Below are 14,623 nucleotides of genomic sequence, written 5' to 3'. Positions count from 1 at the left end.
CAGCACTACCCACAGGCCCGCACCGACGAGTCCGTATACCCCTGCCCGCTTGACAAAATCGCCTACATATCAGGTTCCGCGACTGCGTTGACACTGGCTGCTGCGGAAACGCCGGAATCCGGGTGCAGTGGGCAGTGACGGTGTCGGTGGATGGTGAGTCCAGAGGCTGGTCAAAGTCCCCCCGTCACCACTCCCTGCGGCTCACCGTTGACCGTTACCGCAGGATCGGCCTCCACCAAGCGCACGGACATGTCGATCGGTGCGGGGCGGGCGTTGGCTGTTTCGGCTGCCGAGAGGTGTCGGACGTTGGAGGAGCCGTCGGCGAACGGGCGGACGGTGTGGGCCAGAAGGCGGGTCAGCTCGTCGTCGAGGCCCTGTTGCAGTGGGGTGCCGTCGGGGCCGAAGGAGTCGATCTCACGCTCTTCAAGCACCACGCCGGTCTCCGCGTGGGTGGCGGTGAAGCGTAGGATGCCGCTCTCGTTGTAGCGGAACTTGACCTCGATCATGTTCCGGCGGACGTCCTGTTCGCGGGTCGGGAGAGGCACCTCGATGTTGGCCAGGGGGAAGGAACGGTCGCTGTCGGCCGGGTAGCCGACCTCCCCCTCGATCACCGTCACGCGCACGGAAGAAGCGCCCGGCGTTTCCGGGTGGAAGGTGGACGAACCCTCCGCGGGAAGCGTGGCATTGCGTCGGATGATGACGCGAAAGCCCTTCTGTTGGCCCGCGCCGAAGGCCGTGCCCAGGTCGTAGCTGGTCACCAGGGAGAAGTCGCTGTCGTCGCCGAGTTCGCCGTCGAGGGAGGCCGCGTAGATGGCTGCACCTCGGGCGACGGCGGTCATGGGCCGGCACAGGCCGCTGTCGACGATGCGGTCGTGTCCGAGTAGCTCGCCCAGGGCGTGACGTACCTGGGGGATCTGCGAGGTGCCTCCGATCATCAGAACGGAGTCGATGTCGTCCGCGGTGATGGCCAGGTCTTCCAATGCCTGCTGAACCGGCTTCAGGGCGCGGGTGATGAGCGGGATGATCGCCTCGGTGTACTCGGCCGCGGTGATCCTGACCTCACGCCTCGAGACCGAGGGGGCGAGGCCGATCGGGAGATCGAAGAAGAGCGCGCCGTCCATCGGCACGGAGGACAGGGCGATCTTCGTCAGCTCGACCGATCGGCGCCACCGGCGTCGTTCGGCCTTGGTGAGCTGGTCCGCGGTCAGGCCGATCTTCTGCTGGATCAGCTTGGCCAGCGCGTTGTCGAACTCCAGGCCTCCGAGGGCGGTGATGCCGCGGGAGGTCTGCTCCTCGAAGAGGCCGTCGTCGTATTCGAGGACGGTGACGTCGATGGTGCCGCCGCCCCAGTCGAAGACGAGGAAACGGCCGGGGATCGGGACGTCGCGGGCGTACGAGATCGCAGCCGCGGTGGGCTCGTTGAGCAGGGCCCGGACCCTCACTCCGCCGAGCGCTGCCGCGGCACGGGTGCGGTAGCGGGCGCCGCCCGTGGCATTGGCGGGGACGGTGACGACCGCGTCGGATAGGTCGAGCAGCTGGGCGGAGACGCCTTCCTTCATCCGGCTGAAGAGGGAGGCGGCCGCGACCGTGCTGTGGAACTTCTCCGAGCCGACCCAGACGTGGTGTTCCTCAAGCTGAGCTGCGACCTCGAGGCCGTCGATGTCGCCGTCCTTCTCGGCGCCGGAGCGAGTGCCGAGCATGCGCTTTACTGCGTCAACCGGCTCGCTGGTGCCGGTCTTCGCCTCCCAGCCGAAGCAGAGGGTGCGCTGGAGGTCGCGGACGGACAGCACGGAGGGGAAGAGCTGTTCGAACTCCGACATCTGCCACTGGGCGGGCACGTTGTCGCCGTCGACCGGCAGCACTTCGGTGGTGTGCCCGTTCCAGTGAGCCACCACGGAGTTGCTGGTGCCGAAGTCGATACCGAACGTCATCGCGTTCCCCTTTGCTTCATCCGGCGGTCCCCGTTTCCTCCAAGGCTGGGACGTGACCCACCGTTTTGTCGCTCGCTGCCTCTGTTCTGCTGCTTTTCGGGTTCCTGACCCCGGTGGTACTTCTTCCTCTCCTGCTGTGCAGGAGCCTCCTTCTCAGGCTGCTTCTTCTCACCTTCGGCATGGCTTGCTCTACGCCTCTGCCGACGCGTCATTTCCTCGGGTGGAACCTTGGCAACGGCTCGCAGCCAGCCCCGTTCGACAAGCTTCCCGGACTCCTTGTCGACGTAGGCCGGCGCGACGAGTTCAAGGGTGACCCGGCCCTTCTTCATGACACCGGGCGGGTCCTCCACGACGTTGAACAACGACTGATCGCCCGAGTCACCGACGATCTGCAGGCCGGCCTTCGCCGCCAGGTGGTCGAGGCGGGTCACCACCACCTGCAGGCTCTTCGCATCCAGCGCCTGCCGGTGCAGGACGGCCAATTGAGCCAAGTGCATCTGGCGTGTACGGACACTCTCCAGCACACCCGTGCGGACTGCTTCGGTGAACTGGGGAAGCACTCGGCGCATCAGCTCGGCCCGGAAGACGGAGACCAGATCGGCCTCGGTCTCCTTGTCGGCCAGCGCTGCGCCCAGTCTTTCCGTCGCCTGCTCCAACTCTCTCTCCACCACGGGCAGGAGCGTCTCGTTGACCGACTTCAGGATCGCGGCGGCGTCCAGGCTCCCCGGGATGAACCCGGGCATGTGGCTCTCAGCGAACCGCCAGGGAGCGGCCTCGGCTGCCCTTCGCGCCCCACGGTTCCGCGCGCTTCCGCTGTTCGGCCCGCGTCCCCGTTTCCGCTGGGATCCGTCAAGGGAGCGAGAACCACTGTCGCCTTTACCGGCTCCGTTGCTCACGATGTGCTGCTCTCTGAGTCTTCAAGGGCTGCCGGGTCTTCAGCAGCCAGGGAAAGGCGTTCTGTCGCCCTGGTGATTATTTCTCGGGCCGCCTCGGTACGAGACCACTGGCGGTCGCTGTCCGTGGGTGGCTCGGTGAGCCTCTGTAGAGGCTCGGGCGGGAGTTCCAGCCGGTGGCTCGTGCCGGTGGGATCCTTCCAGCGATGCGGGACGAGCGGGACGGCGAACCGGTGTACTTCCTGCTGCTCCCGCTCGGCCTTCTCGATCATGTCCTTGGCTCGGTTGATCCGGGCGCGGCCGCTGTCGTCGAGCTCCTTCCTCAGAGCGCGCCAGGCCTTCTTCCAGTCGTCCGCCCCGTCGGGCACGCCGAGCACCAGATAAGGGTTGAGCGGCTGGTCCCGTTCTCCGCGGGGCCGGCCCTCCAGCAAGCTCCGATTCTTCCGCAGCACGGCCACGGCGCCTCCGCCGAGCTGCTCCCGCACCGGGGGACGGCCTTCGGCATCCTGCTCCAGGAGTTTGAGGGACTCCGTGATCTCCTGGCCTGCGCGCAGGCAGGCATGGACGTTCTGGGCCTCCCAGCGCACCGGCTGCGAGTGGTGCCGGAGCCTCACGGCCATGGCGAGCGCAGCCTTCCTCCGCTGTTCCGCTGTCTCGTCGTCCCCGTGGAGGAGCGCAGAGTGCATCTGCCGCAGGGCCCTGATCAGGGTTCGCACGCCGATCCAGCCGTTGAACTTCTTGTTGCTCGAGCTGCGCACGCGGGGGTGGATGCGCTCCAGCAGGACCCACAGCCTCTCGTCCGCGACGAGGTCGTCCGGAATCTCTCCGGTCCGCCGCACTTCGCGCAGGGTGTCGAGGAGCTTCTGTGTCGGCGGCAGGAGGTCGGTCCACTCCTCGGCGATGACCATGGCGTCGTTGGCCTGCAGCCTCACCAACAGGCGCCAGTCCTGCGGCCAGTCACGGCCGGGTTCCGTTTCCGGGCCGGCCTCCCGGCGCTCCCGTTCCAGGGGCCAGGCCAACAGGTCCATCTCCTCGTCGGTGAGGGACGCCGGGTCCAGGCGGGCGCGGAAGTAGGCGGCACGGGAGGTGCCGTCGTGCTCGGGGACCGTGCCGATCCACTCCTCGTCGATGTAGTCGTCGAGAAGCGGCCGGGGAAGTTTCGCCAGGAGCGCCCTCTGCCGGGGGCCGGCAGGTTGGTCTCCATCAGGCGACGGTCGTCCTGGTAGATCTGCCACATGCTGCCCGGCTCCCCCAGGAGCGGCAGTGGCTTGTCCTCCAGCAGGGCACGGGCGCGGTCGTCGAGCCGGTCGTTGAAGACGTCCAGCCCATGGTCCTGTGCCATAACGAGCAAGGAGACGCCCGAGACTGGATCGTCCTGCCGGGACGCTGCATCGGACGCGGCCCGCGCCAGCTTCTGCGCGGAGAGCGTCCCGATCTCTGCCTTCAGCGCCTCGGGCAGCACGATTTCAGCGAAGGAGCAGGCGCGCTCCCAGGCATGCCGGTCGGTGAATCCCTCTGGGACCGGCTGGGGCATGACCGGCTCCGGCTGCTTCTGCGGCGGAACGACGGGAGCAGCGCTGCCGACAGCTTCCGCGCCCTGTGGAGCTTTCCCAATGGTCCGGCCCTGGGCGCGGGCTTGGCGGAGGGCGAGGCGGCGGGCGATCTCGCGCTGCCGCAGCTCCTCCAGTCGGGTCTGCTCGTCGTGGCCCGCTCCCAGCGGGGTTCCTGTCGTCATCAGAGCTCCTCCGCGAAGGTGTGCACCTGCTCGATCACCGCGGCAGGGGTCCGGTCCAGGCTGTAGGAGTCGGCGAAGGCGATCCTTGTGGCGAGGCCAACGCCTCGGACCTCGTTGCGAAGGGCCTGGAGCCGTTCGTTCCCGCACTCCTCGGTGGCGGACTCCAGCGGATGCTTGACGGCGACCGCGACGGGCTCGCCGGTGAAGTCCGACGTGAAGAACGCCACCGGTCCGGCGGCGGTCTCCTTCAGGCTGACGCTGGGCTCCTCGTCCGCCCAACCCTTCAGCAGGACGGCGTGCTCGTCGGGGTCGATCCGCAGTTTCCGGCCGCGCAGGGCGTCGGTCAGGTCGCGGGCGAGCCGCCAGTCGTACAGCGGGTGGAGGCGCATGTTGGAGTAGTCGCGCAGGCAGGCATAGCAGGAGCTGCGGCAGTTCTGCGCATGTTGGTCGGCCTCCAGGTCGTGCACGTAGCGGTCCACCGCCTGGAGGAACTCCTCGATGTGTTCCTCTGAACCGAGGTAGGTGCTGAAGCCTGCGCCGTTGTCGAGGCTGTCCGCCAGGTAGGCCATGACGGGAGCGGCCACCGGGGCGTCCGAGCCGTGGATACCGCTGAGGAGTTCTTCCGGCTGAACGTCCAGGTGCGGGGCGGCGGCACGGCGCAGCAGGGCCGCCAGCGAGTACCAGGCGGCGCGCCGGCCGTGGTAGGCCTCGGGGAAGCCGTCGATCTGCTGGGAGTTCGAGATGTCGAAGCGAAGGCCCCGGATCGTGTCGAGGGCGCTCTTGGCCCCGATGAAGAGCATGTCTGTGTGCTGGGTGGCGCCGAGGGCGATCTCCAGGTCGGCTTCCGCCTTGGGGTTGTCCAGAGCGAGGTATCCGCGCCACGGGCCGGGGTTCTTGACGAACCGGAAGAGCTTTCCGGCGTTGGTGTTGACGATGTAGCGGTCGCCACTGCCGGTGTGGACGACCATCCAGTCGTCGGCGGCACGGTGGATGCGCGGGGCAGTCTTTTCCAGGTCGGTGGCGGTCCGTGCGCTGGTGGCGTTGGAGCCGAGCTCCCGGTAGCCGTCGTAGTCCCGTGCTTCGTGGGCGGCCCGAAAGCCTGCGGGCTCCCGGAAGGGAACGGCCCTGTAGTACTTGCTCTCCGCGCCGCAGGCAGGGCAGGTGCCGGCGCTCCCGGTTTCCGGGTCGACAGCAGCCTGCGGGTCCACGTGGGAGCAGATCCGGCACATGGCGACCAACTGTTCCGGTCCGAACGGGTCCTCGGCAGCCTGCACTCCGCGACCGCTCGGGACGAGGGAGACCACTCCCCTGGAGCGGAGCAGACGGCCGTCCTGCGGGGTTTCGCTGCCCGGTGCGAACTTGCTGAGGGCGACGGCCAGGTCGCGGTTGACGGAGTCGGCCGGCGGCCAGGGGAACGTCTTCTGCGGGATGCTCCGGTAGAGGAGGCGGGAGCGGGTCGGGAAGCCGAACATGGGTAGGAGACCCGCCTCTGCCAGACGCTGGCTGAGGTCGGAGTGGCCAACCGTCCGGGCTACCACCTCGTCGACCTGGCGGAGGAGTTCGTCGATAGCGGCGACCGGATCGATGGCGGCGATGCTCTCCGGTGTTCCGGCCTGGAGGGCGGCGGCAACGGCTCTGATGCGGTCCGGGTGCTCGGCGATCCAGCGGCGGACGGCACCGCGATGCATCGGCCAGTCGGCGGCGAGGCCGAACTGTCCGTGGACGTTGGTCGTCATGTCCGGCCCCTTCCGGCGGTCCTCCGGCTGCAGGGGCGCAAAGGCCTGGCGCAGGACCTCTCCCAACAGGACCCGCCGGAATACGGAGACCATGCCGAGGACCAGGTAGGGCGGCGGGGTCGGATCGTTGGTGATGGCTTCCGGGCGGGCGAAGTAGTGCTCGTCGTGACTGCGGCCGCGGCAGACGGTGAGAGCCACGGCGATCGGGCTGTTGCGTCGGCCTGCGCGCCCCACTCGCTGCTGGTAGTTGAAGCGGGTGGGCGGCATGTTGGCCATGATCACGGTGTTGAGGGGGCCGATGTCGACACCGGCCTCCATGGTCGTGGTCACGGAGAGCAGTTCCAGGCCGTCCGCCTGCGGAACGTCGTTGTCGCCGAGGAAGACGTCCTGGAAGAGGCTCTGCCGACGCTGGGCTTCCAGCCGGTCCGTCTGGCCGGTCAGCTCCGCGGTGCGCAGGGGGAAGTCACCGGTGCGGTGGGCGGCCTTCCACGCGTAGTAGTCGTCTTCAAGGACTCCGCTGTACTGCTGGGGCACGGCAGGCAGCGGGGTCAGGCACTTGGTACACAGCCCCGTGCCCGGGTGAAGGTGCGGCCGGTGGCAGGAACGGCACGTCCAGGTCTTGTTCTCGCCGGGGCGGAGCGCCACCTTCTCCGGCTTGATGACGTAGTCGACCACGGCGTCCTTCCAGACGCCGAGCACCCGGTCCTCAATCGTCTGCACATCGGTGCCCTGGCGTTCGGCGACCTGCTTCCAGAAACGCTTCAGAGGCGCAGGCGGCCTCTGCAGAGAGGCACGTATCCGGGTGAAGCGCCGCATCAAGCCGAGAATCCGCAGACTGGCACGCGCCACGGCCTGATCGCTGTCCGGACCGATCTCTACAGGCGAGCGGTCGTCGCGCAGGCAGAGCCAGCCGAGTCCGAGCGATTCGAAGTCACGGCCGCCGCCGGAGAAGAGGCTTCCGATGGTCTCGAGGCGGAGGCGGGAGCGGAGGCGGTTGAGCAGTTCCTCCTGTGCCTGGGTCTCCGCCACCGCTTCCCGGTCCCGCTCCCAGTTGTAGAGCGCGGTCCAGGGCTGTCCAGCCGAGGTCTGCTGGAGCGAGGCCGCGGGACCGGCGGGGTTGGTGCCGTACTTCAGCAGCATGCCTTCGAGGTCGGAGGCGAGGTCGTCCAGCGAGGGCAGCTCGGAGAACTTCCGCTCCAGGTCGGGCAGGAGTTCCGGTTCGGCGTCGAGGTCGTCGACAAGGATCGCCTTCAGGCGCCCCCAGTCCGCCGGGTTGCGGTCCCGCAGCCTTTCCATGGCGGCACGGGCGGCCGCACGATCGACCGACTCCCCGGCGTAGTGGGCCTTCACCAACTGAAGATCTCCGAACGGATCCCCCTGGTTCTCGACGGCCTGGGCGCTGAGCAGGCGGAGAAGGTCCTGGTGATGGCGCAGGGCGAGACCGCTGGCGAGCTCGGAGGCGTCGTCACGGCTGTCGGAGAAGGCGATCGCCTTGCGCTGGCCGTCGGGGAGGTGGCCGAGGGCTTCGGTCACCAGCACCTGGTTGATCTTGTAGAAACCGGTGCGCATCCGCCGGACCGGCGCGTTGCGCAGCCGGTCAGGAGATTCCAGCGGGATGAAACGACCGTCCCGGTCGTACTTGATCTCCCAGTCGTCGCCGCAGGCGGGGCAGCGCGTGGGGAAGGCCTGCAGCCGGGCCGGGTCGTAGGCCGGCTTCTTGCCCTCCTTGTCCAGGGGCACGGAGATGTGGAACGACCATCCGGTGTGCTGGACGTCCCGGTTCTCCAGGCGGCCGGTGGCGGGCTGATAGGCGCTGCGGCGGAACTCGAACTCGACCTGCGGCCCGCCGTCGGACAGACCCGCATGCCAGCCGGGGTCGTCGAGGCCGAGGCCCTTGGTGCGCGGCCAGTACACGACGTAGTTCGCCGCGGTGGGTGCGCCACTGGCCTCGTCGGGGAGCAGGTCCAGGTCCGGGAAGTCGGTGTGGAGGGCCCCGGTGAACTTGCGCCGCTGGGTGCCCTTGGGGCTGGCGTACCCGCCGAGCATGAGGTCGCCGCAGGCCTGGCAGGAGAGAAGTTCCAATACGCGGGCGCCGCAGGTGCAGCGGGACGTGGGCTCGGCGAAGAGCCGGCCCACCCGCCGTTCGGGGCCGTGCTCCACGGGGATGTTGGGGCACTGCGGGTCGGAGCAGGCCCAGATTCCCTCGATGTTCCGGAAGAAGAAGTGGGCGCGGAGCTGGGGAAGTTCGGGGTCCTGGGCGGAGCCAAGAATGCGCAGCACGCCGTGGAGTGCGTCCTGACGCTGTTCCTCAGGGACGTCCGGGAAGAGGTTCATCGCCAGTTCGGGGGCGGGCAGAGCACGAGGCTTGCCGCCGGGAGTGAGTGCGCGCTGGAACGCCGGGCCAAGACCAGTCTCCCGGGCCAGGGCGACGGCTCCGACCTGGGTGACGGGGGCCTTCGCAGCCTGCGCGAGGCGTGCGGCGTGTGCGGCCAGGCCGCCCTCACCGTGGATCTCCTTCGCCTTTCCAGGGATGATCACGCGCCGGGAGCCGGGCAGGGCGAAGAACCCGTCGAGGAACTCGTCGTCCCGGCCGGCCTCCAGGGAGGCGGAGGCGGCGAGCACCCGGAACTTCTCGGGGCTCTTGTCAAGGCCGAGACGGTGACGGAGGTTGCGCAGCAGGTAGGCCACCTCAGTGCCGGCCGTACCGCGGTACATGTGGAGCTCATCGAGGATCAGGGTGAAGCGGGCGCCCGGGGTCTCCTCCAGCCACCTCCTCGTGGCGCTGAAGATGTGCTCCTCCTGCTTGCGGAGCAGCATGATGTTCAGCATCGAGTAGTTGGTGACCATAATGTCCGGCGGCGCGGCCTGCATGTCCCAACGGGCGTGCATCTCCGCTCCGCCGAGGCGCGGGATGAAGGGCCGCAGCTCCTCGCCGAGCTTCTCGTCAGCCTTGCGCTGCCGTTCCTGAACCTCCCGCAAGTACTGCCGGAGACGGAAGTTCGCCGGCTCGGAATCGCGGCTGCCGGAGACGGGGGTAGCTCCGGTGTAGCGGCCAAAGTAGAAGCGGTGTCCGTTGCGCTTCCGGTCCAGCCACGCGTGAGCCTCACGGCTGTCCAGCGACTTCCGGAGCCGGACCAGCTGGTCGTCGGCGAGGGCATTGGTGGGATAGAGAATCAGCACACGCATGGCGGCAGGGTGCCCGTGCTCGCTCTGTCGGCTGGGCACGTAGTCGCCGTCTCCCTGCCACCATTCCCGCTGCACCGCACGGGTGCCCTGCCAGTGGGCGGACTCGGCGACCAGGTCGGCGAGGACCGGCAGCAGGAAGGACTCCGTCTTGCCGGAACCGGTGCCTGCGGTGACCACGAAGTCCTTGCCCTCGCAGGCGGCGACCAGGGCGTCGTGCTGATGCTGGTAGAGGCTGGTCACGCCGTCGGGGAGCGTGAAGCGGGCGAACTCGGCCGCGTCGGGGTGCGCCCCTGCTTCGGCGAAGGACTCCGCGATGCTGACGCCCCGGGAGGCGTACTGCGGGCGCAGCTCGATCAGCGGGTCGCGCCAGGCCCCGTTGTCCCGGTCCAGGAGGTTGCGCCGTTCCTCCATGACGGAACGATCATCGACGCCGAACGGGGTGTCGTAGTAGCGGAAGAGCGCGCTGCGCAGGTCGTCGAAAGTGCCCATGACGTCCTGGACATCGGTGTTCGTCACCGCCGCTGTCTGCTGTTCGACGCTCACTTGGTCCTCCCGCCGGTGGCTGCCACCGGTCGCGGCATGGTCTCCAGGTTCTGCTGCAGCGAGGCCGCGATCGCCCCGGCGAGTGCCCTCGGCACGTTGTCGTACGCGCGGGTCTGCGTCTGCTTGCCCGCCGAGGGCGGGAAGCCGCTGCACAGGACGGCCGCGCGCTCGTGCAGGGCAGGCAAAGGCGCGTACCGGTCGACGAAGAGCCGGCCGATGCCAGCGCGGCCCTTGCCGGATTCCGGCCGCCAGCGCATCACACCGGTGCGGTGGCGGGCGAGCTCCAGGTAGATGCCCGTCTCGCGCTCCACCGCGTGGAAGACGCCGTTGCAGCGGACACGAGTCAGGCGTGCGTAGTCGGCTCCGCGCCACCGATACAGGCCGTCCTCGTCGTCCCTTGCCACGGGAACGAACCGCTGGAGGCGCAGCTCGTACCTCTCCAGCGTGTTGGCGGTGCTCCCACCGGGCGGAGCGGACTCGGGTCCCAGCACCGCCTGCGGAAGCAACTCCATCAACTGCAGGGCCGCGCAGGGGACGTAGCGGGCCCCGAGGAACTCCGCGGCTTCCTGCAGCGTCCGCAGATCCTCGTACTGGAACAGGAGGGTGTCGGGCAGCGGGGCCTCACCGGCCTCCGGCCGGTGAGGGACGGTGATCAACTCCATCCACTCCTGCGCCGCCTCCTCGACGCGCGCGCTGATCCGCGCGGTGCGCGCACCGGTCAGCAACGCAAGGCCGTCGGCGTGGGGCAGCCGGGTCAGCACCGGCGGAGCCACCGACCAGCGGTCGGCGCGCAGGTCCACGTCGATGAAGCCGAGAGCGGCGGCCTTACGCATCCAGTCCCAATCGGCGTACTCCTTCAGCACCAGGCCCCATGCCTGAGCCTGGCTACGGACCCCGTCGCGCAGCGCGGACGCCTTGCCGCTGCGGCTCTCGCTCAGCCAGCGCAGGAGGATCCCACCGAACTCGTTGCTACTCATCGGTCCAGCTCCTTCGCTGCCTGCACGTACGCGGCCCACGAGGGTTCGACGGACGCCTGCTGGGCGTTGAGGACGGCGCGGGCCCAGGCCCGCGGGTTACCGGCGCTCTTCGGCTTCGGCGTTCCGGGGTTCACCGCGCGGCCCTTCCAGCGTCCGCTCCGACGCTCCAGGAGCCAGCCGCCGATGCCGTGGAAGTCGGCCTCGAAGCGGAGCGGGGCGGGGGTGTCGGGGAGACGTTCCGTCCACCAGTCCGGTCGCTCCGGGGCCTCGAACGTCCACAGCCGTCCGTCGGCCGCCGCGAACAGCGCCTCGTCCGCGTCTCGACGGCACAGCTCCATGACGGCTGCCGCGTCCTGGGTGGTGGCGCCCGTGCAGTCGGCGCCGGTAATGCCGGTCGGCAGGGTCTGCTCGACGAGGAGGGAGGACGACTCCGAGGCCTTGCCGTCCACGACGGTGAAGCCGCAGACTTTGGTCATCTTCGGCTCGACGACGGCCTGGTCCGCGGTGGCGAAGCCGATCTCCACGCCTGCGTAGCTCACCGTGTGGCGGCCAGGCTCCAACCGGAGAACGGCCAGGGGGACGGGACGGCCCGCGGCGACCGCCTTCCTGACCTCGGGCCGCTCTTTCCCGTCGACCAGGAGGGTGTCCATGCCCTCCATGGCGTCCGGGAGGACCACCTGGGGCTCGCCTCCCCGCAGATACAAATGGGGATCGAGCAATGGCGCGAGCTTCAGTCCGCCCTCCAGGCGGAGCTTGAACTGGGCTGGGGGCTGCAGCAGGCCGACCGCGCCCTGGACCTCCTGGAGCACCCGGCGCAGGGTGACCGCGTCGTCGAAGGTGACGGGCTTGTGCAGGGACCAGCCCTGCGGCACCCAGGCCAGCTTGCTGGTGTCGGCGCTCCGGCCCGTGGTCGCGGCCTTGTCCAGCAGCCGCTGCACGTCCCGCTGCGCGGTCGGGGCGGCGAGCAGCACATGTGCCTCTCCCGGGCGGAAGCCGTCGGTGCCGGCCCAGACACCGAGCACGTCGTCCCGTGCGAGCACCAGGACGGAGCAGGCGGGACGGCTGAGCACCAGGTTGTCCCCGTCGCGGCGGATGCCCCTGGCGAGAGTGTCCGCGCTCGGTGCAGGCAGGCCCGTCACCTCGTAGTAGGCGGTGTCGCCAAGCTGCTCGAGGAAGACGCCGCCCTTGAGCTCGATGCGCTTCTTCTGCTCCGCAGCCCGCAGGCGCGCCACCCAGCTGAGACGCCCCGCGTCCAGCCGCACCAGGAGTTCGGCCCGGGTGACACCGGTGGGCACCAGCTCGTCCGAACCGTCCCAGGAAGCGGCGTAGTTGCCGATCAGCTTGGCCAGGAAGGGGCGGAACTCCTCCTCCTGCAGAGCGTTGCGGAAGCCCTTGGAGAAGTGCCGCTCCATGCCCCGGATCTCGATCTGGGCCAGCAGCGTCTCCCCCGGCAGTGGCCAGGTCGTGCCGTGCTCCCGCAACGACCGGAAGAACCTCGGCATGAAGGACCGGTCCGCGCCGCTGAGGAGCGCCTGGGACTGAGCGAACCCGATCATGCTGCGGTTGGAGGGCAGGTCGGCAGGGGCGGGAATGGTGCAGAGACCCCGCGCGCCCCTCTGGCTGAACTGCCAGGAGGCCAACACCCGCCACATGCGGGAGATGGGCTCGTAGTGCTGGCTGCCCAGCTGCTTCTCGTCGCCAGTCAGCAGCTCGGAGAAACGGGCGTGGTAAGCGGTGGCCCGGTGGTTCTGGTCGTTCACCATCCGGGACGCGGCCATCACCGAGCAGGCCAGCAACGGAAGGAAAGCGGGCACGCCGTTCTTGTCCTCCTGCCGCCTGCGCCAGCGGTAGCCCTCCAGCGCGCTGTACGGTTCCGCGGTCCCCAGCCGCAGGAACTTGCCCACACACTGGGCGAGGGACTCCTCTATGCCGTATCCGTGCCTGAGTTCCTGCTCCACGTCGTCGTCAACGTAGAACAGCGTCGGGTGGCCGGCGTGCTGCCGTCCGAAGAATTCTTCGGCCAGCACTTCCTGCCACGCCTGATAAGAATGATCCACTCTGTCCCCAAAAGAGAGGTTCCGATGCCCTATTCGTGAAATCCCCCGGCATGGAACGGCCTTCCGCGTCACCCTAAACCCGCCACTGCCAACGAGCCACTACCGAACACCTTCTCGGACGCAGCCCTCGACTGCCACTGCCCGATCACCACACAGCCGCCCCGCACATCCATGCACTCGACCCGCATCCCCGCGAGATGCGGAAGCAGAAGGAAGAGGCCTTAACACGCGGCCAGCACCCAAGGGGAGGTGACGGAGCGTCATCGGCGCACAGATGCACGATCAACTTCACGGAATCTGTGCCTGAACCCGTTTCACCCGTTGCCGAGACCGCGCTCAACCCACTGCGGCTGCGAACCGACGCCCCAGACTGCAGCCGCACAGCGCACGGATACCGATGCCCTCACCAGAGGGCCCTTCGGTCCCCGGGGAGCCGGACGACGGGCCGGCGCCGCCGGAGCTGCCCCACTCCCCCGCCGGCCGATCCAGCCGGAATGTATGCCGCGAACTGCCCGGCCCAGCGACGCCGCGGTCCAGCATCATGGCCGTCGTCGTCGAGGATGTACGCCTTGGCAAGGAGACCGTTGAAGGCATTGGCGGCGCGAGGGCCCCGTCATCCATGAAGCACGTGCAGCGTCGCTGCATCCACGCAATGAACATCGCGCGCACGGCGACAAACGCCCGCCCATGCAGGGAACACATCACGCGAACGCTTAATTAAGGACATGTCCCCGCATTCGAATGCCCAGTCCCCCGTAGTCGGGTCGCCCGCGATCTGATGGTGGGGCGGACGCTCGAGGAGGGCACTGCGGGTGCGAGACATCGCACCAATCTGGGCGTTCACGACGGCACAGGACACCGAAGCGGGGACCGTCCCGGCGGCAGGGGGAAGCCGCCAGGTCGTCTCCCTCGGCATGCCACGGATCCGGCAACCGCTTCCTGCCCTCCGTCCGGAGAGGCCAGCATGACCTTGCCCGACATGGCCGACGGTCGGCGAGCCGACTCGCAGCGCCGGCGCGAACGCGTCCTGAAAGCTATGGAGGCGGCCCTGCGAACAGGCGAAGACATCACGATCTCCGGAATCGCCCGCGCGGCGCGGGTCGACCGCACGTTTCTCTACCGCCACCGAGACCTGCGCCAGCGTGTCCACGCTGCGGCCACGGCCCCCGCTGACCAGAGTCGTCACCTCGCCGTCAGTCGGGCGTCTCTCCAAGCCGACCTGGCCAACGCCCTCGAGTGCAACAGGCGGCTCACCGCACGCGTCCGACAGCTGGAGCAATGCCTGTCGGAATCGAAGGTGAGACCGTGTGGGCCGAGTCCGGTCTCGGGTCGCCCACCGACCTCGATCAACTCCAGCAGCGCATCACGACACTGGAGCAGCATCTCGCCGACAAGCAGCGGGAACTGGACGAGAAGAACGAGGAACTCGCCGCTTCACGAGCCGCCAACCGGGAGCTGACCCGGGCCCTGAACCAGGGACGCAGGAGCTACTGACCTTGCTGGCGTGATGTCGTGAGGGTCGACGAGTTGTGCTTGTCGCAGTAGGCCGGTGACATGAGGTATCC

The 14,623-nt window shown here is 68.7% G+C and carries 7 protein-coding genes and 1 pseudogene; 2 read left to right on the top strand and 6 right to left on the bottom strand.

Annotated features, from left to right (window positions below):
- Positions 1 to 170 precede the first annotated feature (170 nt).
- The 6 genes from ACP4J3_RS49545 to ACP4J3_RS49520 all read right to left on the bottom strand — a co-directional run bounded on the left by ACP4J3_RS49545 (position 171) and on the right by ACP4J3_RS49520 (position 13,028).
- On the bottom strand, positions 171 to 1,931 hold the full coding sequence (locus tag ACP4J3_RS49545; RefSeq protein WP_426544678.1) for an Hsp70 family protein: 1,761 nt from the start codon (positions 1,929 to 1,931) through the stop codon (positions 171 to 173).
- Positions 1,928 to 2,674, bottom strand: a complete 747-nt coding sequence (locus ACP4J3_RS49540) for a hypothetical protein (protein ID WP_426544676.1) — start codon at positions 2,672 to 2,674, stop codon at positions 1,928 to 1,930. Before ACP4J3_RS49540 ends, ACP4J3_RS49545 begins: the two co-directional genes overlap by 4 nt.
- A 149-nt stretch (positions 2,675 to 2,823) precedes the next feature.
- Positions 2,824 to 4,059, bottom strand: a complete 1,236-nt coding sequence (locus ACP4J3_RS49535; RefSeq protein WP_426544674.1) for a hypothetical protein — start codon at positions 4,057 to 4,059, stop codon at positions 2,824 to 2,826.
- 499 nt (positions 4,060 to 4,558) lie between these two features.
- Positions 4,559 to 10,024, bottom strand: a complete 5,466-nt coding sequence (locus tag ACP4J3_RS49530; protein ID WP_426544672.1) for a DEAD/DEAH box helicase — start codon at positions 10,022 to 10,024, stop codon at positions 4,559 to 4,561.
- Positions 10,021 to 11,001: a hypothetical protein gene (locus tag ACP4J3_RS49525; RefSeq protein WP_426544670.1), complete on the bottom strand. Its 981-nt coding sequence runs from the start codon at positions 10,999 to 11,001 to the stop codon at positions 10,021 to 10,023. The genes ACP4J3_RS49530 and ACP4J3_RS49525 overlap by 4 nt, the downstream gene beginning before the upstream one ends.
- The gene (locus tag ACP4J3_RS49520; protein ID WP_426544668.1) at positions 10,998 to 13,028 is read right to left on the bottom strand and encodes a hypothetical protein; all 2,031 of its coding nucleotides are present in this window, start codon (positions 13,026 to 13,028) and stop codon (positions 10,998 to 11,000) included. Before ACP4J3_RS49520 ends, ACP4J3_RS49525 begins: the two co-directional genes overlap by 4 nt.
- 808 nt (positions 13,029 to 13,836) lie before the next feature.
- Between ACP4J3_RS49520 and ACP4J3_RS49515 the strand changes: the two are divergent.
- Together ACP4J3_RS49515 and ACP4J3_RS49510 are read left to right on the top strand one after the other, a co-directional pair.
- Positions 13,837 to 14,274: pseudogene (locus tag ACP4J3_RS49515) on the top strand (DUF6262 family protein); the annotation flags it as partial.
- Between the two features lie 62 nt (positions 14,275 to 14,336).
- Positions 14,337 to 14,552 carry a hypothetical protein gene (locus tag ACP4J3_RS49510; RefSeq protein ID WP_426544680.1) on the top strand — a complete coding sequence of 72 codons (216 nt, stop codon included), beginning with the start codon at positions 14,337 to 14,339 and terminating at the stop codon, positions 14,550 to 14,552.
- Positions 14,553 to 14,623: the final 71 nt, after the last annotated feature.

The sequence above is a fragment of the Streptomyces sp. UG1 genome (assembly GCF_049974585.1).
Lineage (GTDB): Bacteria > Actinomycetota > Actinomycetes > Streptomycetales > Streptomycetaceae > Streptomyces.
This window is presented reverse-complemented; position numbering and strand designations above follow the sequence as displayed.